This window comes from Streptococcus infantis (assembly GCF_047463615.1).
Lineage (GTDB): Bacteria > Bacillota > Bacilli > Lactobacillales > Streptococcaceae > Streptococcus > Streptococcus infantis_X.
Genome location: NZ_JASHDO010000001.1, coordinates 1 through 20,843, shown reverse-complemented (window position 1 = coordinate 20,843; position 20,843 = coordinate 1). Strand labels below are relative to the sequence as shown.

The window sequence follows — 20,843 nt, the reverse complement described above, 5'->3', positions numbered from 1 at the left end:
CACCCTTGATTTTGGTATCACAATAAAGATAGGAAAAAGACGATTCCATTCCAAGACAGGTGAACGAGAGTTGAGCTCAAGCAGTCTGTTTGCCCTCTAACCACACCAAGTGTGAGACCTAAACTCCCATAAAGCACCCAAGTGAATAGACTGGATGGGTGATGAGCTAAAGCAAAAAGGAAACTCGTTAACAAAACTTGAACCACTGGTTGAGACAAGACTCCCCACAACACCTCTCTATAAAAGACTTCTTCCACAACACTGGCATTAAGGAGAAAAAGAATAAAGGACAGAACAGGAATCCGGTCTTGAACAGTCACTAACGTTTCTTGGTTTGGTTCGCTTCCTGAAAATAGAGCACTCATAATAAGAGCCATACTTACCATGACACCTAGACTACCACACACCCAAAGCCCTCTCTCCTTCAAGGATAGGTTTCTTTTCGGTATCTTAAACCTTTTCCAACCCCACAATAGCAGGGCTAAAAATGTCACTTGTAAAACAGGTAACCATGTCCCATTTAGCCAACCAATCAGGTACAAACTCACTAGGAGTACATTGACATGAATGGCTCCGTACATGACTAATAAACGTTTCATCTCTACCTCCTAAACAAATCTTCATAGTCAATCTCTAAGACAGTCACTATTTTCTCCACCCATTTACCTTGTGGCATGAGACGATGAGATTTGTAGTGGCGAAAGGTTTGGTAGAGGCGGTTAAACTCACTAGGGTAGACGTATTGTCCCTTAAACATCTGTCGAGCAAGGTCAGCCCATGACAGCTCTCTTTCCATAACGATAATTTCCAAATTTTCCCAAAAACGGTCGTTCATAGCTCCTCCTTATGTCGTCATATCCTTAAAAAGATGTTCACGAAAGGAAACCACTTTTTGACTTCTCGGAAGAAAGGTTCTCGCTTCTTCTAAACTCATATCGGGATACACGTTATCCTCACAAACCACAATTGGGAGACGAAGATTCTGGTCAGGTTTCCGTAGAACCACCGTCACTAACTCACTCAATTTCATCTCTCTATGACCTTTAAATCGTTGTAGCGAAGGGGATAAGAGCGTAAAACAATCACTGCTTTTGGTAAACAACCTCAGTAATTCCTCACGTGATAGATAACTCACTTCTTTACAGGAGTAAGAAATACCATGCGAGTCACAAAAAGACAGGAGTTTTTGATTCCGACTGGTATTTCGACTTAAATAGATTTCTAACATCGCTTCCTCCTACACAGATAGCTCCTTCTCTAATGCTTGAGTTGGTGGCGTAAACACCTTACTCATATCGATGGGTGACCTGCCTTCACCAAAGCACTTCACTGTTATTAATGTGGTGACGACATCATTCTTATCATTCCAAGAATAGCCTTGCCCATATGCCCTAAAGGCGAGATCGTTCTCATCCGTTAGATAAGTATCAACACCATTTTTGATGTCTTGGGTTTCAATAAACTCAAAAATACGGTGTAAGTTGGACTCATAAGCTAACGGATAATTCATTTCTTTGTGGTAGTCATCTTCAAAAGTGACATCAATGTCACAATCATAATTGGGTAAAGAAGCAATCATTTCCGAAAATCTCTCCACTTCTGCTTGATGTATGGCTTCTTCTAGCTCCGTGCAGTTCCTAATACTTTTACTATGTAATAATTTCATGTTCTTCTTCCTCTTCAATCTTTCTAAATTCTCTAGCAATGGCCTCGATAACGGTGACGGTCACGCTATTGCCTGCTTGTTTATACAACTGACTTTTACTTGAAACACTTTCTGCCCTCTCAAAAGCCCAGTCAGGAAATCCTTGTAACCTAAAACACTCTCTTGGGGTTAGGCGTCTGATTCTCAAACGATACAGTTTTCCATCTAGGATTATTCCAGTCACTTCATACCACTTGTCCTTACGGTATTCCAAAGCAGCAACTACCACTCCCATATTGTCAGAAGTGGTTAGGGTATTTGAAATCCCCTTTCCCACTCGACCTCTGCGTTTGGTAGACTCTGGGTAAGCAAGGTTGACAGAATCTCCCACTATTGCCTTGGCATAGCCTAGTTTGGTCGCTTCCCTAATTTTCAAATGTGGCGCTTCTTCACGACAAAGAATCTTAGGAACTTTATCCCCTCCTTGCATCGTGGTCAGTGTTGGAGAAAGCCCTGAAAGGTCATAAACTCGCCCAGTTTGGATAAAAGAAGTTGGTAAAGTTCCTGCGACAACTACACCATGCCGATCTTGGCTAGTTAAAGTAAACATCGGATCATCGTTCCCTTTAAAGCGTCTCCCATGTTGGCGTTTTTCTAGCCTATCAGGAGTTAAAACAGGAATGGCAATTTTAGTTCCCTCACCTTTTCCTCTGGTTAAGGTTGGTGCTATGCCACGTGATAAATAGACTTCTCCATTCATCCCTTTGCCTGACGGATTAACATTACCTAATCGTTCAAGACTAACTGAGCTGATTTCTCCTCTGAGAGGAAATAGGAATCGGGGACGGTATCTTCTAGAATGTCCGATAATAAAAATTCTTTCACGGTTTTGCGGCACTTGGAAATCTTTACTGTTAAGCACCTGCCATTCAACATCATACCCCAACTCATCCAATGAGGTGAGGATTGTTCGAAATGTCTCTCCCTTGCCGTGACTGAGTAAGCCCTTGACATTTTCGAGAAATAAAAAACGTGGTTGGATCTGTTTGGCCGCTCGAGCAATTTCGAAGAACAAAGTTCCCCTAGTATCCTCAAATCCCAATCGTCTGCCTGCGAGTGAAAATGCCTGGCAAGGGAATCCCCCACAGATGATGTCCACTTGCCCTCTAAGTTGTCTAAAGTCTTGGTCTGTGACTTGTCTAATATCATGTAATTCTATTTCTCCTTCCGTGACGTAGATGGCTTGGTAGGATTTTCTTGCGAACTTGTCAATTTCACAATAACCAATGCACTCATGGCCTTGGCTTTCTAATCCCATCCTAAAGCCTCCAATTCCTGCAAACAAATCTAAAAACTTCATGTCTCTCATTCCTTTCTGACAAAATAAAAAAGGACCTTACTTCTTGCGTAACGTCCTTTCTTAACAATGATCTTCCATTTCTGGGGCAGTGATAAGTTCAAAAATGAACCAAATCATTCCTAATCCCCAAATACCTAATAATATCCACCAAAACATCTTACTCACCCCCTTTTAGTTCTTTTAAGCGTTGGACCTTGGTCCATTCGGATAAGACGCCATTAAAGACATATTCCGCTATCGTTTCTGCCCTATCTGCAAACCTCATATACTCTAAAGCGTACTGATACCGATGATCAAAATAAATCATGGCATAATCACTAGCAGCCTGTGATAGACCAACTTGTCTCAACTGATCATGTACCAAGCCCCAAATGTAATCTCTGTCGTATCTTGTGACTCGGTCTACTTTACGTTGAAAATTGTCATTGTCACATTTCTTACTTGTTAGACTTTCTTTCTCCTCCTCGTCTTCAATGACTGACTCACTCTCTTTAGTTTCACTCATATCAGTCTCACTAACTTCAGTCTCACTAGTGGCTGAATTTAAGACTGGCCCCGGCTGATTTTGATACCCCCCTAGTGTTTTTTTAACACCACCCCCGTCTGAATTTGAGACAGGGGTAGGTTCATGTTCCAACTCCCCCAAATAAATCTTATTGGCCAAACGTCCTTTTTCACTGGAAGATTGTTGGACTTCATCTATCAAACCATACTCTCGTAAGGTTTTCTTAATCGACAATAATTTTGACTTGGAACAGCCAAGTAGTGCCATGAGCTTGGAGTTGGAATAGACCAAATAAATAGCTCCATCTTCATCTATCCATCCTCTACTTAATGACAATTCCAAACGGTCTTTTAGAACAGCATAAGCAACCTTAACCTCAAGTTTCATGTCCTTGTAGCGCTCACTCTCAAATAAGAGTTTTGGGAGTTTATAGTAACGCTCTGACGTTAGATAGTGATTTGCGGTGATACGTTTCATGATTGTCCCTCCAACACTAACAAACCAACATTCCCCATATCATCAAACTGGATTAAGCCAAACTCTTCCATTTCAACAACAATCCTCTTTGCTTTCTCGATATCAATTCTCATGATAGCCATGAGATGACACATCACAATTTGTCGTGATGACTGTTCATTCTTTTGCATGATTTTCCTCCTGAAAATAGAAAAAAGCGAGAACACTTATTGAAATGTTCTCGCTCACATAAAAATATATTTTTACAAATACAAATGTTGAAGAATAGCAATTCTGCACAGTATATTTATATAAAAACAAAAATCCTGCCAAAGATTTTTTGGCAGGATTTTTGGCAGGAAACCAAATCAAATTATCAGTTTCTTTAAATCGCTATAAGCTCTAAAAGACTGGTAAATCGGGCTTCCGCTCTCAAATTGCTATGTGCTTCTTATTTAAGAGTAACTGAAGCTCCAGCTTCTTCCAATTTAGCTTTAAGTTCTTCAGCTTCTGCTGCTGCAACACCTTCTTTAACAAGTGCTGGTGCACCATCAACAAGTTCTTTAGCTTCTTTAAGACCAAGACCAGTGATTTCACGTACAACTTTGATAACACCGACTTTCTTGTCGCCTGCAGCTGTCAATTCAACGTCAAATGAATCTTTAGCAGCTTCTTCAGCGCCACCAGCAGCAGCTACAGCTACAGGAGCAGCTGCAGTTACACCAAATTCTTCTTCGATAGCTTTTACAAGGTCGTTCAATTCAAGGATTGAAGCTTCTTTAATTTCAGCAATAATGTTTTCAATGTTCAATGCCATTGTTATTTCCTCCAAATAAGTTTTAAAATTAGTTTTTATTTTTTTCGTAGCTAGGCTACGCTGCGTAGCTTAAGATTAAGCTGCGTCTTCTTTGCTTTCTGCAACCGCTTTGACTGCAAGAGCAACGTTGCGCACTGGCGCTTGAAGTACAGAAAGGAGCATAGAAAGAAGTCCTTCGCGGTTTGGAAGAGTTGCAAGAGCAACGATTTCTTCTTTTGATGCGACAGCGCCTTCGATTGCACCACCCTTGATTTCAAGTGCGTCAGCAGTTTTAGCAAAATCGTTCAAGATTTTCGCTGGTGCAATAACATCTTCGTTAGAAAATGCTACAGCAGATGGTCCAACAAAAACAGATGCCAATTCTCCAAGTCCAGCTTGTTCAGCTGCACGACGTAAGATTGAGTTTTTGATAACTTTATACTCAACTTCGCTTCCACGAAGCTCACGACGAAGAACTGTATCTTGTTCAACTGTCAAACCACGAGCGTCTACAACGACGATTGATGCAGCAGCTTTCATTTTCTCAGCTACTACGTCAACTAGTTCTGCTTTTTTAGCAATAATTGCTTCACTCATTAGTGTGTTCACCTCCGTAATTATTTTGCTTGGGGAATTTTTCAAAAAGAAAAACGCGCCCAAACCTAGACACGAAAGTACAATACGCTTCTTTTACATGATACGTTTTGTCCTCGGTAGGATATTTATGAGTCAAGCTCCCCTACTGTCTTAGGCAGTTTTTTCAAACCATTTATAAGTATAGCACATTGTAAATGAAAAAGCAAGAGTTTTTTGCTTATTTTTTTAAAATTTCTTTTCTTTTTATTTCCTTATATAGAAAATTCTAGGTGTTTTAATCTAGATTCCATAGAGTTGACACCTCATTTTTTAAAATCATGTATAAAATGAACCACAGATGGATCTCAATCTCAAAGCTAGAGCTCAAGAAAATAACTACTTTTAGTCAAATGAATACCTATCCAAAATTTTGTTAAGATTTCCTAGAAGACTAAACCTTACAGACTTCTCATAGATTCTTTACCATACTTTAACTGAAATTTTCTTTTAATGTAATTTTACCCCTTGACTTGATCAAAAATTTATTGTACTATACAACTGTATATACAGATAAAAAGGAGTTATTATGAATCCACAAAAGAAAACACAATTTATGACATTTACAGCTATACTGACCGCTATCGCTATTTTGATTCCTTTGGTCATGCCCTTTAAAATTGTCATTCCTCCCGCTTCCTACACTTTAGGAAGTCACGTTGCTATTTTTATCGCTATGTTTCTCTCTCCCTGGATGGCTATCTTTGTTATTATAGCTTCTAGTTTAGGATTTCTCATGGCTGGGTATCCGATTGTTATCGTACTTCGTGCCTTTTCCCATATCTTTTTTGGAAGTCTGGGTGCTTTCTATCTTCAAAAACATCCTCAAACCTTGGACAATAAGAAATCTTCATTGATTTTTAACTTTATCCTAGGTTTGGTTCATGCTATTGCTGAGGTCTTGGCTTGTATGATTTTTTATGCTAGCACCGGAACCGACCTAAAAAATATGTTCTATGTCTTGTTTGTCTTGGTTGGATTTGGTACTATTATCCATAGTATGGTAGACTATTATCTAGCCTTGGCTGTTTATAAAGCATTGAGAAAACGCCGTTAAGCGTTAAGAAAGAAGAATATGACAAAAAATCGAAAAGAAGCACTTCTACAACTCTTAAAAGAAGCTCAAAAACCTCTAAACGGAAAAAGCTTAGCAGAACATTTTCATGTCACTCGCCAGATTATCGTTCAGGACATTGCTGTTCTTCGTGCAGATGGTGCTCCTATCTTATCAACCAATCGTGGCTATATTTATAAAGAAAGCAAAACCAGTCCGTATGTTCACAAGCTGTTTAAAGTAAAGCACGAGATGGAAGAAATCGGTCAAGAACTTCTAGCTATCGTCGATAATGGAGGACGTGTTCAGAATACCTTGATTGATCATCCTGTCTACGGTGAAATTGAAACCTTGCTCAAACTCTCTTGTCGTCGGGACGTTCAGCATTTTTTAGAGCAAGTCGAAAGGTCTGACTTTAGACCACTTTCTGAATTAACAGATGGCGTCCATTATCACCTAGTCGAAGCTGAAAATGAACAAGACCTCCTCTATATCGAGAAGGCCTTGGATAAGTTAGGTTATTTAGTAAAGGATTAGAAGATTTTCTTTTCCCAATCGTCTTCTGTACGGCGAGGGTAGAAAAATTCAGATTTGTCCGGAGCTTCCATCATCTCCATTAAAGGTAACATATCATAGGCCAGATCCAAGTTTGGAATCTGGTCTTTTTGCACCCAAGAAACTTCCCCTTCATCTGAAGAGCGAAGGGTCCCAGAGAACTCTGTTGCCTTATAACAAATGACTATATAGCGCCCACCTGTATCTAGGGGCCAATTTTTAATGCCGACAAGTTGAGGATTTTGAATCGTCAGACCTGTTTCCTCGTAAATTTCACGAATAACAGATTCTGCAAAAGCTTCTCCATTTTCAACATGACCTCCTGGAAAGGCATAGCCAGACCAGCGGTTGCTTTCAGGCGATCGATACTGCATAACTACGCGCTGATTTTCAAGATCTTCAATCAGACAAATATTAGTTAGAATTGTTAATTGTGCTCGAGACATACATAGACTCACTTTCTAATGTTTAATTTTCTACATACTTAACTTTAGACTTCATAATCAAAGGATTAATCAAGTCATGATATTCATGAATTTCATGGAGCAAAGATCCTCTAATGATTCTAATTTCCTTTTCTTTACTATTCACCTGATAGTCTATATTAATAGGCATAGATGAATCTGGGACCATGGAAAAGAAGAAAAATGTCATAAACCAGATCAAGAGTGCAATGAAGCCGCTGAGAGTCTGAAAAATTAGATGATGCCACTGAAAAATTCTCGTTTTATAAAAGATGGTCCAGGGATGAATAAATAAAGTTAAGCAAAGACCAAAGAACCAGATATCCCACAAGACTGGGGTAAAGGCCAAACCATACTGTCCTAAAATAACATGAGCAAACATAAAGGCTAATAAGAATAAGTAAATTATTCTAAAAACGTTTAGATATTTCATCATAATTTAAACTCTATTTCAGTATTATTTAGAGGCGAAAGGGAAATTTCACTTATTTTCCTGAGATTAAAACTCTCTATTTATCGTATATTTAATTTCCGTCTTCATAATTAATGGAGCTACCAAATCATGGTATTCATAATAGCGATGAATAAAGAATCCTTTATCAATGAGAATTTCATTATTTTCAACTTTATAATCTAAATTTATCGGAATAATAGGATGATCATCCACGGAGCAGAAAAAGAAAGTAAGTATAAAAATTTGAAAAGCAACATATGTGCTCAATAACTGAAAGATTATGTGGTACCATTCAAATCCTCTCTTTTTATAGTAAAGAACCCAGGGGTGAATCAATAAAATAAGACACAAACAAAGGAACCAAAAATTCCATGGACCAGGAGTAAAAGATAAACCAAACAATCCAAGACAACAATGAACAAGAACAAAGGTCAGAAGGATAAGATAGACAATTCTAAACACATTCAGGTATTTGAACATTATTTACTCCTTTTCTTTTCTACATATTTGATCATGAGAGTGGCTAAGGTTGCTAGACAGAAAAAGACTAGATAGGTTGCAATAGGAAACCAGATGTAGCGGTGGTCTAGAGATAAGAGAGAAGGCAAAATTCCTTTACTATTTTTCCCACCAATCCCAATAAAGAGATGGACTACTAAACCGATACTATTAAGATAGATAAATAAATCTGCATATCTTTTTATTGTCATCCTTGTCCTTGACAAGTCTAAGAACCAATAGTCAAATAATCTATAGACCAGACAGAAAAGATTTATATATATTGGAAAACTATAGTTGATATCTCTGTATGGCTCAGGAATAGGAAGGCTTTTGAAAATTAGAGTCACACCTAAGCCTATTCCTAAAAAAAGACCAAGGACCAAGAAGAAACCTAATAATTTATGAGAATCCATCCAAAGCCGAAAACTTTCTTTACTTGATAGATTCTTTTTTGTATTTGACTTTCTTTTGTTACTTTTATTTGATTGTATTTTTCCCATTTTCTTCTATTCTCTTTTTCTTTTCAATATACTTGGAAATTATAATTGTCACAATAGGCACTAGAAAGAAAATAAAATAAGTAACGAGGGGAAACCAGATATAGCGATAGTCTAATGCCCATATCGGAAGTAATCTTGTTCCTCTTTTAGAGGTCATCCCAATCGTTAACTGTAATGCACAAGCAATTCCGTTAGGATATAAAAACACTTCTGCAAAATTTCGCAAGGAAATCCAGTCTTTCCTAAAGGTACGAAGGAAAGTATGATAAGATGCATTCACCAAAAGAACGATATTTAAATAAAGTGGAAAACTATAATGCAGTTCCCGATAGGGACTTGGAATAAGGGTTGTCCCGTACAATAGACATAATATTCCTAGAGCAGAAAAGAACAGAACGCTTGCATCAAGGATCCAGGCAATTGTTGAATGTTGCACAAACCACAGATTCATGCGATCTAGTAAACCAATCTTTCGCTTTGATTTCTGGTTTTTTTTAATGTTTTCTGCCTCTTACTTTTTTGTTTCATGATAGTTTCTTCACTTCTGCTGCTACTTTTTGGAGATGCTCTTCACGCATACTTGCTGTATTCACATCCCGTCCAACTTCACCTAGTACGCACACGCGCTTAGTTTTAATCCCACAGTGATTCAAGACCGCATTTTTCAAAACAGAGATGCCATAGCTATCTGGAATGTTGATAGGACCCGAAAAGATTTTGTACCACCAAGTGGACGCCATGGAGGTTGCGTAAATACTGGCTGTTTTCCCTTTTAACAACTTTTTAAACTGCTTGCCTCTTAGATAATTCCAGATAAAACTTCCCTGGTCATTGGCAGAGTAGGCAATTCCAGGTGTGAAGACACGATCAATCCAGCCTTTCATGAGGCTAGGCATACTACTCCACCAAATAGGATAAATAAAGATGAAATGATCTGCCCATTGGATTAATTCCTGAGAACGAAGGATAAAAAAATCTTCTTCCATACGTTTTCGATAACCATAACGTAGAACAGGATCAAAGTCTTCTTCATTGAGTTTGATCACTTCAAGTTCATGGCGGCCTGAGTCAATGTTTTCTTCAATGGTTTGAAAAATAGCCTGACAGTAACTTTCCTTATCAGGGTGTCCATTGATGACTAGAATTTTCATTCATCTTCTCCTTCATCTCTTTGTTTCATTCTATCTATTTCACTTTTTATACTTGATTAGTTGATAATGGTTCAAAGATTGATAGATACGTCCTTTAGGAATTTTTATTTGAAGAACACATCATCCTCAATTCCTTAACAGGTTTTCCAAGTTTAAGTATTTTTTCTTGGCCATCAAAAGTAAAACCCATTTTTTGATAGAAAGCAATGGCACGCTTATTATCTTTCAATACCCATAAATAAATTTCAGAGAAATGATCGAGAGCAACAAATGCAGCATGCATTAACTGTTCACTCACACCTTTTCCATAGTAATCTTTTAAAACATATAAGGCAATGATTTCACCAGCTTGAATAGCCTCATCACGAAAATTTCCATAGCTGATAAATCCAACGACCATCTTTCCATCCATCGCAATCAAGGTATTTTCTGGATACTTTTGACTAAAGAAACGACATCTATCTAATGTCATCGTCTCCTGAAATTCCGCGGGTAAAAGATCGTCATAAGCCTCTCTCCACGTTTGCCAATGAACGAGAGATTTTCCTTCTATCTCTTCAGAAGTTTCCATCTGTTTGACAGTGATGACCATTTGATTCCTTCCATTCTTCTCTCAAAATGCCGTATTTAATACTATCATAATAAACACCTTGATAATAACGAACTTTTGGAATATGAGCTTCTTTTTTCATTCCTAATTTTTCAGCCAATTTCATCATACCAAAATTTCCTGACCAAGTTGTCAAACCAAGATGCTCCAACTCCAAGTAATCCTGAAATGTCCGATTTATCCACTGTAGCATAGCAGCTTTTCCAATTCCAGAGTTCCAAAATTTGTTGTCATAAATACAAATTCCCAATTCCATCCATCTTGTTTCTTTACATACCCAGTAGCGCGAAACAGTCCCAACTAGTTTATCATCAACAAAAATACCAAGGCGATTTGAGTTGTTTAGAGTGGATTCTAATTTTTGTAGTTTAAATTCTTTAAAATTAGGAAAATACTGATAATCGTCATAATAGGGAGCGTCATACTGTTTCCAAATTGGATTAGATTGTGAATAAGCAATTTCCCATAAAGACATCAAATCTTCTTTCTTTAACTTTCTTAAATAAATCATACTATTCCCCTAATCCAAAGCCTTGACTTCCAGCATCATATCACGAATCTGGGCTGCGAGTTCAAAATCAAGCACTTCGACGGCTTCTTGCATTTGTTTTTCCAGTTTCTTGACCAATTCTTTGCGTTCTTGTTTGTTAAGGCTATTGATGTCGACTTCTTTGTCCTCTTCTTTAGCCACAGTTTTGGTAACAGAAATAAGATCACGAATTTCCTTTTTAATAGTTTGTGGTACGATGCCATGCTCTTCATTATAAGCCATCTGAATTTTACGCCGGCGAGCCGTTTCATCAATGGCGCGTTGCATAGACTGTGTCATTGTGTCAGCATACATGATGACATGCCCTTCACTATTACGGGCCGCACGACCGATGGTTTGGATCAGACCACGTTCGTTTCGGAGGAAGCCTTCCTTATCGGCATCGAGAATGGCAACTAAACTCACTTCAGGAACGTCAATCCCTTCACGAAGGAGGTTAATCCCGACTAAGACATCAAAGACACCCAGACGCAAGTCACGGATAATCTCTGTCCGCTCCAAAGTCTTGATATCTGAGTGCATGTATTTGACCTTAATCCCCATTTCTTTGAAGTAGTCAGTCAAGTCTTCAGCCATTTTCTTGGTCAAGGTTGTAATAAAGGTCCGTTCGTTCTTTTCAACACGGGCATTGATTTCACCCAAAAGATCATCAATTTGCCCCATAGTTGGGCGGACTTCAACTTCTGGATCCAAAAGACCTGTTGGACGGATGATTTGCTCAATCACGGTGTCCGTTTGTTCCATCTCATAATCTCCAGGTGTCGCTGATACATAGACAATCTGGTGAACATGACTTTCAAACTCTTCCCGACGAAGAGGACGGTTATCTAGGGCAGAAGGTAAACGGAAACCATAATTAACCAACATTTCCTTACGAGAACGGTCTCCATTATACATCCCCTTGATTTGTCCCATGGTCATGTGGCTCTCATCTATCATAATCAGAAAATCATCAGGGAAAAAGTCAAGAAGGGTGTACGGAGGCTCCCCTTCGCTTCGTCCATCCATATGACGTGAGTAGTTTTCGACACCATTGGTATAACCCATCTCACGTAGCATCTCGATATCGTACTCTGTCCGTTGTTTCAAGCGTTGAGCTTCGAGGAGTTTGCCTTCTTTTTCAAAGATAGCTAACTGCTCCTCCAATTCGGCCTGAATCTTGGCAATAGCCACTTCCATGTGGTCATCATTGGTCACAAAGTGAGTGGCTGGGAAAATCGCCAAATGGTCTACTTCACCTAATACTTGACCTGTCAGAGCTTCGACTTCACGAATACGATCAATCTCATCTCCGAAGAACTCAACACGAAAAGCATGCTCGTCACGAGATGCTGGGAAAATCTCTACCACATCCCCACGAACGCGAAATCTTCCACGCTGGAAATCAATGTCATTACGCTCAAATTGAATATCGACCAATTCATTAAGCAGTTTATCACGAGAAATCTCAAGACCTGGGCGCAGACTTACTACACTATCAGCATATTCTTTAGGGGAACCCAAACCATAAATACAAGATACAGATGCTACAACGATGACATCGTTACGCTCCAACAAAGCTGATGTTGCTGAGTGACGAAGTTTATCAATCTCATCGTTGACTGAACTATCTTTTTCGATATAAGTATCACTAGAGGGAACATAAGCTTCAGGTTGATAGTAATCATAGTAGGATACGAAGTACTCGACCGCATTCTCTGGGAAAAATTCCTTAAACTCCCCATAGAGCTGGCCTGCTAGAGTCTTATTGTGGGCGATGACTAGGGTTGGTTTATTAACTTTGGAAATCACCTGGCTCATGGTATAGGTTTTCCCTGTACCAGTCGCCCCCATCAGTATTTGAGCCTTTTCTCCACCCTCGATATTATCTACCAACTGTTCGATAGCCTGCGGTTGGTCCCCAGAAGGTTGGTATTTGGATACAAGTTTAAATTTGTTGTCTGTAATTCTATTGATCATCTCTTTGTCCTCACATATATAGACCTTATTTTACCATAAATCGCCAGAATTCTCTGAGTTGGGGAATAAAAGGGAAATACAAGATGTAACAAAATAATCCCGTAAATCAGTACATGTTTAAATTACAATATAATTAAATGGACTCATATTAGAAGTGAAGACTAAACAAGACTCTCGATATTACTTCGAAAGTCTTGTCTTTTATTTGAAACAATGCAATACGTAATAAACATCAACGTCATTGATTTACAAAATTAGCATGGTTTGCTCATTAGTATCATTTTTATTTACTACTGAACTTCTTGATTTCTTATCAAAAGGTAAAGAGTGGCTCCAAGTAAAAACACCAATTCCATAGGGTAAACACAGAGTTGCAAGTAGGATGCTCTCCCTAGTATTGTATCCGTAATAATATTATAAAATAGATAACTAGTCATTGGTTCCGCTACTCTTTCTATGAACGGTTGTAACAAAATAGGAAATAGCAACAAAATAGCTAAACTCCCCATGGGACTTTTGAAAAAATAACTTAAAAAATAAGAAACTAAAAAGTATTGGATGGAGCCAATCAAATAGAAACTGAAAACTGCTAAACTGACACCATTTTCGCTACTTAAAAAATAGAACCATATATGCAGTACAATGAAATATAAAGTTGATTGTAGTACTACATCACATAACTCTACGAACAGGATACTCATTGAACTTAAGGTCCTTTTTCCACTAACCAAATAAACTAGTTTTGTTTCGTGTGATTGTAAGTCTACAAATGTATTAACACACCCAATAGCAACAGAGAGCATTGATGTAAAAACAAGAGCCTGCTTTAAAGATAAATTTAAAATTGTACCATTGATTGCAACTGGTAACACACTGAGTAGGCACACAAAGCCTACCAAAATTGATTGTATGGCTATTTGATACTTTACGGGTTTTAAACTATATTTTTTGACGATAAGACTTATAAATAGACTAGCCATTCTTCCTCCTCATTCGAATCTTTTCTAAAATAATTATCAATACTAAGAATACAACTCCTTCCACTACTAAAAGAGCAAATCCATAGAATTGACTTGTTTGATTCCCTTCAACTCGGCCAAATGCAAATGACTTTGCTCCAATCAAAGGCAATAGATTTTCTATTTTAGAAGAAATTCCTCTTAGAATACCTGATAAGCTGATTACCAATAATAAAACGTCTGCAATTAATGCAGTCATTGATTTTTTCGTTACGATTACGAAAAGTAAAGCTAATAAAGTAAGAACGATTGCAAATATCATAACTCTTACCGTAACATCTAAGAACAAAATCAATTCTAAATAATTCTTTAAAGTTGAATCTAGAAAAATGAGTAAGATAACAGCATTTACTATCGAAAATATTACAGTAGAAAGTAGTGATAAGACTATCGAACTTGCAATAAAACCAGTAAGGCGAACTTTCCAGCTAGGAATCAATAATTGGCTAAAATAATCATCTCCAAATTGGTAATGGGTTGAATAAACAAGTGAAACCAAGATTGGCAAGAAAATAACACTTGCTTGGTAGGGTGAAGATAAGAGAGCATCCCTGACTGTATAGACTGGATTCGATGATAACATAGATGGATCAAGGTTAACTGCTTGGCTATTTCCTTCTACTAAGGCATTTATCACCTGGATATTTTGAATTGTAAAAAATATGCTGACACCCAAAATAAGAAAAAAAGTAAATTTAAAAGTAGGTAAACTACTATATTTATAAAGGTCACTAAAAAAGGAACGCTTCAACATATTATTCACCTTCTTTCCCTTCGAGTGCCTTAAAATATGCTTCCTCAAAAGAGCCAAACTGTTTCAAAATGTCTTTGGTAGGAGCATCAATAACGATCTTCCCATTAGAAATACCAACCAAATGATCTACAGTTAATTCTAACTCACTCATATAATGACTTGTCATTAATACAGTTTTACCTTCACTGACAAAAGATTGTAAAAAATTACGTACCCAGCGTATACCTTCTGGATCTAGTCCATTGATTGGCTCATCTAAAATTAAAATATCAGGATTTGCTAATAAGGCTGTTGCTAAACCAAGACGTTGCTTCATCCCTAATGAATAGTCCTTTACTTTTTTATTTCTAGCTTCACTTAACCCCACCAAGTCTAAACATTCGTTGCACCTATTTCTGTTAACACCACAAGCCAAGCCAATCCACCGAAGATGCTGAAATCCTGTTCTTGTTGGATAAGGTTGGCAACTGTCGAGGAATGATCCAACAACACAAAAAGGATTATCTCCCAATTGAGAGTATTTTTTGCCATTGATCAATGCCATTCCTGTTTCACTATTTTCTAGACCGAGTAAAATTCTGATTAGAGTTGATTTCCCAGAACCATTTGGTCCAATCAATCCAGTTACCTCACCTTTCTTAGCTTTGAAAGTTACATTTTGTAGGACAATTTTATTATTATATTCCTTATGTAGATTTTGAATTGTTATCATTCATTCTTTTTCCCTTCGGACTTTTTGTGAAATTTCACCTTCACTTGGAGCAAGTATATCAGGAGAATATCAGGAAAAAATCAGAATAAACATTTTTATAATTATTTTTTCATTTCTAACAAATTACTTTCTATGTTTGCTATAATATACACAAGTAATTGGAGGGATTATGAAGTATAAAATTTTAGCAATTGACGATGATAAAAAAATCTTACGATTAATTGGAAATGCATTAGAAGCAAACAACTTTAACGTAGAAACTCGGTCAAATATAGAAGAGATCGATATTTGTGACTTTACTGGATTCGATCTGATTTTACTTGATGTCATGATGCCTATTTCTGGTTTAGAGATTTGTCGCTCCATTCGTTCACAAATTACTACTCCAATTCTGTTTCTAACTGCTAAAGATTTTGAAGAAGATTTACTAGAGGGAATACAAGCTGGAGCAGATGATTACATCACAAAACCTTTTAGCATAAAGGAATTGATTGCAAGAATTCAAATGCATCTTCGTAGAGAGGAAAGATTGTGCCAAACCTCTAAAGAAGAATTGATTTCAGATATAACTTTTTATCGAGATAGTCAAGAAGTTTATTATCAATCAAAGAGCATTTCTCTAACTAAGCGAGAATTTGATTTACTTTACCTTTTAGCTAAAAATGAGAACCGAATATTTAGCGCAGAGGAACTTTACGATTACCTCTATCCTGTAAGCTCTGATGTACAGCTACGTTCAATCACCGAATACATCTATCAAATCAGACAAAAATTTAAGGCTCATCAAATTGATCCTATCAAAACGGTTTGGGGAGGAGGATACAAATGGCAAAAGAAATGACAATCAAACAACTCATTCAGCATACATACCTTAAAATCATTAGGCAATTTCTTCTATGTCTTATACTTTTCTACATAGTTCCAGCTCTTCTATCTTCTGTATCTGGAATCAATGAGAAAAATGCCAATCTCTTTGCTTTATTTTTTAGCGTTAGTTCTTGGATTTATCTTTGCATCATTTTAATTCTTATCATTGTGACAAATATTAGACAATTATTAACCAAGATTCAAAAAGAAATGAACATGGTTTATCATAGTGGTTTATATTTCACAAAAAATGAAAATCACCATTTGCAGATTAAAGAATTTATTGAAACAAATGATCTAATAGAAAAAATGCAATCCGATATAAAAAATAGGATTGAAAATGAAAAAGAACAAAAAAAAGAACTCATGTTTCAAGTATCTAGCGCTGCCCATGATCTTCGAACTCCTCTAACTGTCATAAGAGGAAATGCTGAATTCCTACAATCTACCAAACAAACACCCCAAGTAATGGAATGTCTAAAAGATCTGGAGCAAGCAAGTATTCAGTTAAACGATTATTTTAATCACTTCATCCAATACTCCAAAACTTTTTATGACCAAGATATTCAACTTGAAAAGATATCAATTCAACAATTAACTCGTCAATTAAAGGAACATATCACACCTTTAGTTCCTAAAAATACACACTTTATTTTTACAAACACAATAAATCCATCGACACAAATTGCAATTCATTCCAATCTATTTTTCCGAGCAATTACAAATATTATTAACAATGCTATACAACATCAAAAAGAAGATGATGCACAAATCCACCTAACAATTTCACAAGTAAATAGTCAATTAGTTCTAACTATATGGAATAACCAATCTAGTTTTTCAAAAAATATATTACAAAATGCTGGAAATCTTTTCTATAAAGATGACCAAGCAAGAACCCCCTCTCAAGAAAGCCACTATGGACTTGGTTTATCTTTCGTCAAACGCGTCATGAAACTTCATAATGGAACTATGCACTTAGAAAATAGTAATAATGGTGCACAAGTCAAACTAATCATTCCCATTATATAGAACAAGCCGAACTCTTCAATATGCGTTCGGCTTCTTTTAATTTTTACATCAAAAAAATCAGTATTACAAGAAACTTCATGTCACATTTTCTTACATCAAAACACTAAATATTTGCCAACTTTTTTATTTTCTGCTATAATGGGTAAATATTCTAAAAAGGAGACTAAACATGAAGAAAAAAATCCTTGCATTTTTATTATTTTTATTTCCCTTATTCTCTTTAGGCTATGCTAATGCGGACACTATCAAGATTGTTAGTGATACAGCTTATGCACCCTTTGAGTTTAAAGATACAGACCAGACTTATAAAGGAATTGATGTCGACATCATCAATAAAGTCGCTGAGATAAAAGGATGGAATATCCAAATGTCTTATCCAGGCTTTGATGCTGCTGTCAATGCGGTCCAAGCAGGGCAAGCAGATGCAATCATGGCTGGTATGACAAAAACCAAAGAACGTGAAAACGTCTTTACCATGTCTGATACATACTATGATACAAAAGTTGTCATCGCAACGACTAAGTCTAACAAAATCACTAAGTATGAAGAACTCAGTGGTAAAACTGTAGGTGTTAAAAACGGTACTGCCGCACAACGTTTCCTAGAAAGCATCAAAGATAAATATGGTTTCACTATCAAAACCTTTGATACTGGTGATTTGATGAATAACAGTCTAAGTACAGGTGCTGTAAATGCCATCATGGATGACAAACCAGTCATCGAGTACGCTATTAACCAAGGGCAAGATCTCAGTATCAACATGGACGGAGAAGCCGTTGGAAGCTTTGCTTTTGGAGTTAAAAAAGGTAGCAAGTACGAATACCTGGTTACAGAATTTAACGAAGCTTTAGCTCAGATGAAAAAAGATGGTAGCTTGGGCAAAATTATCAATAAATGGACAAGTTCTTCTAAAACTAGTTCACAAGTAACTTCTCTCACTTCTACTACAAGCGCAGGTCAAAAAGCTACTCCAGTCAAATCTAAATACGTTATCGCAAGTGATTCTTCATTTGCACCATTCGTTTTCCAAAACTCAAGCAACCAGTACACTGGTATTGATATGGACTTGATCAAGGCTATTGCCGAAGACCAAGGTTTCGAGATTGAAATCACCAACCCAGGTTTTGATGCTGCTATTAACGCGGTTCAATCTGGTCAAGCTGATGGTATGATTGCTGGTATGTCTGTTACAGATGCTCGTAAAGAAACCTTTGATTTCTCTGATTCTTACTATACAGCTAATACTATTCTTGGAGTTAAGGAATCAAGTACCATTTCTTCTTATGAAGATTTGAAGGGTAAAACCGTTGGTGTTAAAAACGGTACTGCTTCTCAAACCTTCCTAACTGAAAATCAAAGCAAATATGGTTATAAAATTAAAACCTTTGCAGACGGTTCATCTATGTATGACAGCTTGAACACTGGTTCAATTGACGCTGTGATGGATGACGAACCAGTTCTTAAATACTCTATCAGTCAAGGGCAAAAATTAAAAACACCAATCGAAGGTACTCCAATCGGTGAAACTGCTTTTGCAGTTAAAAAGGGAAGCAATCCTGAATTGATTGAAATGTTCAACAACGGTCTTGCAAATCTTAAAGCAAGTGGTGAATTCCAAAAGATTCTTGATAAATACCTTGCAACTGATTCAACAAGTGAATCATCAACTGTTGACGAGACTACTATCTGGGGCTTGTTGAAAAACAACTACAAACAACTTCTAAGTGGACTTGGAATTACCCTTTCTCTAGCTTTGATTTCCTTTGCAATTGCGATTGTTATCGGTATTATCTTTGGTATGTTTAGCGTTAGTCCTTATAAATCACTTCGTCTTATTTCAGAAATCTTTGTCGATGTAATTCGTGGTATTCCATTGATGATTCTTGCTGCCTTTATTTTCTGGGGAGTTCCTAACTTTATCGAATCCCTTACAGGCCAACAGAGTCCAATCAATGACTTTGTCGCTGGTACAATCGCCCTCTCCCTAAACTCAGCTGCCTACATCGCTGAAATTGTTCGTGGTGGTATTAAGGCTGTTCCTATCGGACAAATGGAAGCTAGTCGAAGCCTTGGTATCTCATACAGTAAAACCATGCGTAAGATTGTCTTGCCACAAGCAACCAAACTCATGCTTCCAAACTTCGTCAACCAATTTGTCATCGCTTTAAAAGATACAACTATCGTATCTGCAATCGGTTTGGTCGAACTCTTCCAGACTGGTAAGATTATCATTGCTCGTAACTACCAAAGTTTCAAAATGTATGCAATTCTCGCAGTCTTCTATCTTGTGATTATCACACTTCTTACTAGACTTGCAAAACGCTTAGAAAAGAGGATTCAATAATGGCTAAATTAAAAATCGATGTTGATAATTTACATAAACAATATGGTAAAAACAAAGTCCTTAAAGGAATCTCAGCAAAATTCTACGAAGGAGATGTTGTTTGTATCATTGGACCTTCTGGTTCAGGTAAATCAACTTTCTTGCGTAGCTTGAATCTCCTTGAGGAAGGTACAAAAGGTCATATCACGGTTAATGGTTATGATTTGACAGATAAAGCAACCAACGTGGACCATGTTCGTGAAAATATCGGTATGGTGTTCCAGCACTTCAATCTTTTCCCCCATATGACGGTATTGGAAAATATTACTTTCGCTCCTGTAGAACATAAGTTGATGACCAAGGCTGAAGCTGAACAATTGGGTATGGAACTCCTTGAAAAAGTTGGACTTGCTGATAAGGCTAATGCTATTCCTGAAAGCCTATCAGGTGGTCAAAAACAGCGTGTAGCTATCGCTCGCGGTCTAGCCATGAACCCTGATATCATGCTCTTTGACGAGCCAACTTCTGCCCTTGACCCTGAGATGGTCGGAGACGTTCTTAACGTTATGAAGGAATTGGCAGAGCAAGGCATGACCATGATTATCGTAACTCACGAGATGGGATTTGCTCGTAAGGTTGCCAATCGTGTTATCTTTACTGCAGACGGTGAATTTCTAGAAGATGGTACCCCTGACCAAATCTTTGACAACCCTCAACATCCACGTCTTAAAGAATTTTTAGACAAGGTTCTAAACGCCTAGAAGAACTTGGCAAAAAGTCTTTATAATCAAAAAAACGCATTGTATCAGGTATAAATGTACTGACCCCAAAAAGTTAGACAATTAATTTAAGCAAAGGATTTAGTTCTGTATTGTACAGGACTAAGTCCTTTTAGTTTTACCTTAATTCGTTTGTTGTTGTAGTAATCAATATAGTCTACAAT

At 37.2% G+C, this 20,843-nt stretch carries 27 protein-coding genes and 1 other annotated feature; of the genes, 6 read left to right on the top strand and 21 right to left on the bottom strand.

Features of this window, described 5'->3' with window-relative positions:
- Window positions 1–17: 17 nt before the first annotated feature.
- The 9 genes from QM874_RS00135 to rplJ form a co-directional block, all read right to left on the bottom strand.
- Window positions 18–599 carry a CPBP family intramembrane glutamic endopeptidase gene (locus QM874_RS00135; RefSeq protein ID WP_000826253.1) on the bottom strand — a complete coding sequence of 194 codons (582 nt, stop codon included), beginning with the start codon at window positions 597–599 and terminating at the stop codon, window positions 18–20.
- Window positions 600–601: 2 nt separating this feature from the next.
- Window positions 602–835 carry a hypothetical protein gene (locus tag QM874_RS00130; RefSeq protein WP_000999832.1) on the bottom strand — a complete coding sequence of 78 codons (234 nt, stop codon included), beginning with the start codon at window positions 833–835 and terminating at the stop codon, window positions 602–604.
- 9 nt (window positions 836–844) lie between these two features.
- A complete protein-coding gene (locus tag QM874_RS00125; protein WP_000890151.1) occupies window positions 845–1,228 on the bottom strand; it encodes a hypothetical protein in 384 nt (127 codons plus the stop codon).
- Between the two features lie 9 nt (window positions 1,229–1,237).
- On the bottom strand, window positions 1,238–1,666 hold the full coding sequence (locus QM874_RS00120; RefSeq protein ID WP_000770702.1) for a hypothetical protein: 429 nt from the start codon (window positions 1,664–1,666) through the stop codon (window positions 1,238–1,240).
- Window positions 1,650–3,005, bottom strand: a complete 1,356-nt coding sequence (dcm, locus tag QM874_RS00115) for a DNA (cytosine-5-)-methyltransferase (RefSeq protein WP_315687697.1) — start codon at window positions 3,003–3,005, stop codon at window positions 1,650–1,652. Before dcm ends, QM874_RS00120 begins: the two co-directional genes overlap by 17 nt.
- A 157-nt stretch (window positions 3,006–3,162) precedes the next feature.
- Window positions 3,163–3,987: a replication initiator protein A gene (locus QM874_RS00110; RefSeq protein WP_000822756.1), complete on the bottom strand. Its 825-nt coding sequence runs from the start codon at window positions 3,985–3,987 to the stop codon at window positions 3,163–3,165.
- On the bottom strand, window positions 3,984–4,157 hold the full coding sequence (locus QM874_RS00105; protein ID WP_001171243.1) for a hypothetical protein: 174 nt from the start codon (window positions 4,155–4,157) through the stop codon (window positions 3,984–3,986). The genes QM874_RS00110 and QM874_RS00105 overlap by 4 nt, the downstream gene beginning before the upstream one ends.
- A 260-nt stretch (window positions 4,158–4,417) precedes the next feature.
- On the bottom strand, window positions 4,418–4,783 hold the full coding sequence (gene rplL, locus QM874_RS00100) for a 50S ribosomal protein L7/L12 (RefSeq protein ID WP_075229428.1): 366 nt from the start codon (window positions 4,781–4,783) through the stop codon (window positions 4,418–4,420).
- A 75-nt stretch (window positions 4,784–4,858) separates the two neighbouring features.
- A complete protein-coding gene (gene rplJ / locus QM874_RS00095; RefSeq protein WP_049503273.1) occupies window positions 4,859–5,359 on the bottom strand; it encodes a 50S ribosomal protein L10 in 501 nt (166 codons plus the stop codon).
- A 38-nt stretch (window positions 5,360–5,397) separates the two neighbouring features.
- Window positions 5,398–5,532 (bottom strand) — a sequence feature (ribosomal protein L10 leader region).
- Window positions 5,533–5,924: 392 nt separating this feature from the next.
- Between rplJ and QM874_RS00090 the strand changes: the two genes are divergently transcribed.
- A complete protein-coding gene (locus tag QM874_RS00090) occupies window positions 5,925–6,452 on the top strand; it encodes an ECF transporter S component (protein WP_414315775.1) in 528 nt (175 codons plus the stop codon).
- An 18-nt stretch (window positions 6,453–6,470) separates the two neighbouring features.
- Entirely contained in the window at window positions 6,471–6,986 is a 516-nt protein-coding gene (locus QM874_RS00085; RefSeq protein WP_075231670.1) for a transcription repressor NadR, read from the top strand.
- Here the strand turns inward: QM874_RS00085 and QM874_RS00080 are convergent.
- From QM874_RS00080 to QM874_RS00030, 11 genes are all read right to left on the bottom strand, one after another.
- Window positions 6,983–7,450, bottom strand: coding sequence for an 8-oxo-dGTP diphosphatase (locus tag QM874_RS00080; protein WP_414315774.1), 468 nt, complete (start codon window positions 7,448–7,450; stop codon window positions 6,983–6,985). The genes QM874_RS00085 and QM874_RS00080 overlap by 4 nt on opposite strands.
- Window positions 7,451–7,472: 22 nt before the next feature.
- Complete coding sequence (locus QM874_RS00075) at window positions 7,473–7,904, bottom strand: hypothetical protein (RefSeq protein ID WP_414315773.1); 432 nt, start codon at window positions 7,902–7,904, stop codon at window positions 7,473–7,475.
- Window positions 7,905–8,401: 497 nt separating this feature from the next.
- A complete protein-coding gene (locus tag QM874_RS00070; RefSeq protein WP_414315772.1) occupies window positions 8,402–8,632 on the bottom strand; it encodes a hypothetical protein in 231 nt (76 codons plus the stop codon).
- Window positions 8,633–8,900: 268 nt separating this feature from the next.
- Window positions 8,901–9,374 (bottom strand): hypothetical protein, encoded by a 474-nt coding sequence (locus QM874_RS00065; RefSeq protein WP_414315771.1) that lies wholly within the window; start codon window positions 9,372–9,374, stop codon window positions 8,901–8,903.
- Between the two features lie 73 nt (window positions 9,375–9,447).
- Complete coding sequence (locus tag QM874_RS00060; RefSeq protein WP_414315770.1) at window positions 9,448–10,074, bottom strand: NAD(P)H-dependent oxidoreductase; 627 nt, start codon at window positions 10,072–10,074, stop codon at window positions 9,448–9,450.
- Window positions 10,075–10,168: 94 nt separating this feature from the next.
- Window positions 10,169–10,666, bottom strand: a complete 498-nt coding sequence (locus tag QM874_RS00055) for an N-acetyltransferase family protein (protein WP_414315769.1) — start codon at window positions 10,664–10,666, stop codon at window positions 10,169–10,171.
- Window positions 10,632–11,195, bottom strand: a complete 564-nt coding sequence (locus QM874_RS00050) for a GNAT family N-acetyltransferase (protein ID WP_414315768.1) — start codon at window positions 11,193–11,195, stop codon at window positions 10,632–10,634. The genes QM874_RS00055 and QM874_RS00050 overlap by 35 nt, the downstream gene beginning before the upstream one ends.
- A gap of 9 nt (window positions 11,196–11,204) precedes the next feature.
- The gene (uvrB, locus tag QM874_RS00045) at window positions 11,205–13,193 is read right to left on the bottom strand and encodes an excinuclease ABC subunit UvrB (RefSeq protein WP_414315767.1); all 1,989 of its coding nucleotides are present in this window, start codon (window positions 13,191–13,193) and stop codon (window positions 11,205–11,207) included.
- Window positions 13,194–13,483: 290 nt separating this feature from the next.
- Window positions 13,484–14,173, bottom strand: a complete 690-nt coding sequence (locus QM874_RS00040) for a hypothetical protein (RefSeq protein WP_414315766.1) — start codon at window positions 14,171–14,173, stop codon at window positions 13,484–13,486.
- A complete protein-coding gene (locus QM874_RS00035; RefSeq protein WP_414315765.1) occupies window positions 14,166–14,966 on the bottom strand; it encodes a hypothetical protein in 801 nt (266 codons plus the stop codon). Before QM874_RS00035 ends, QM874_RS00040 begins: the two co-directional genes overlap by 8 nt.
- Window position 14,967: 1 nt before the next feature.
- Entirely contained in the window at window positions 14,968–15,678 is a 711-nt protein-coding gene (locus QM874_RS00030; RefSeq protein ID WP_414315764.1) for an ABC transporter ATP-binding protein, read from the bottom strand.
- Window positions 15,679–15,847: 169 nt separating this feature from the next.
- On the opposite strand from QM874_RS00030, the gene QM874_RS00025 reads away from it, so the two are divergent.
- The 4 genes from QM874_RS00025 (at window position 15,848) to QM874_RS00010 (ending at window position 20,661) form a co-directional block, all read left to right on the top strand.
- A complete protein-coding gene (locus QM874_RS00025) occupies window positions 15,848–16,519 on the top strand; it encodes a response regulator transcription factor (protein WP_414315763.1) in 672 nt (223 codons plus the stop codon).
- Entirely contained in the window at window positions 16,504–17,577 is a 1,074-nt protein-coding gene (locus tag QM874_RS00020) for a sensor histidine kinase (protein ID WP_414315762.1), read from the top strand. The genes QM874_RS00025 and QM874_RS00020 overlap by 16 nt, the downstream gene beginning before the upstream one ends.
- 169 nt (window positions 17,578–17,746) lie before the next feature.
- A complete protein-coding gene (locus QM874_RS00015) occupies window positions 17,747–19,921 on the top strand; it encodes an ABC transporter substrate-binding protein/permease (protein WP_414315761.1) in 2,175 nt (724 codons plus the stop codon).
- Window positions 19,921–20,661 carry an amino acid ABC transporter ATP-binding protein gene (locus tag QM874_RS00010; protein WP_414315760.1) on the top strand — a complete coding sequence of 247 codons (741 nt, stop codon included), beginning with the start codon at window positions 19,921–19,923 and terminating at the stop codon, window positions 20,659–20,661. Before QM874_RS00015 ends, QM874_RS00010 begins: the two co-directional genes overlap by 1 nt.
- An 86-nt stretch (window positions 20,662–20,747) precedes the next feature.
- Here QM874_RS00010 and QM874_RS00005 read toward each other — a convergent pair.
- The coding region (locus tag QM874_RS00005; protein WP_195327149.1) for an IS3 family transposase at window positions 20,748–20,843 on the bottom strand (96 nt) is incomplete at its 5' end.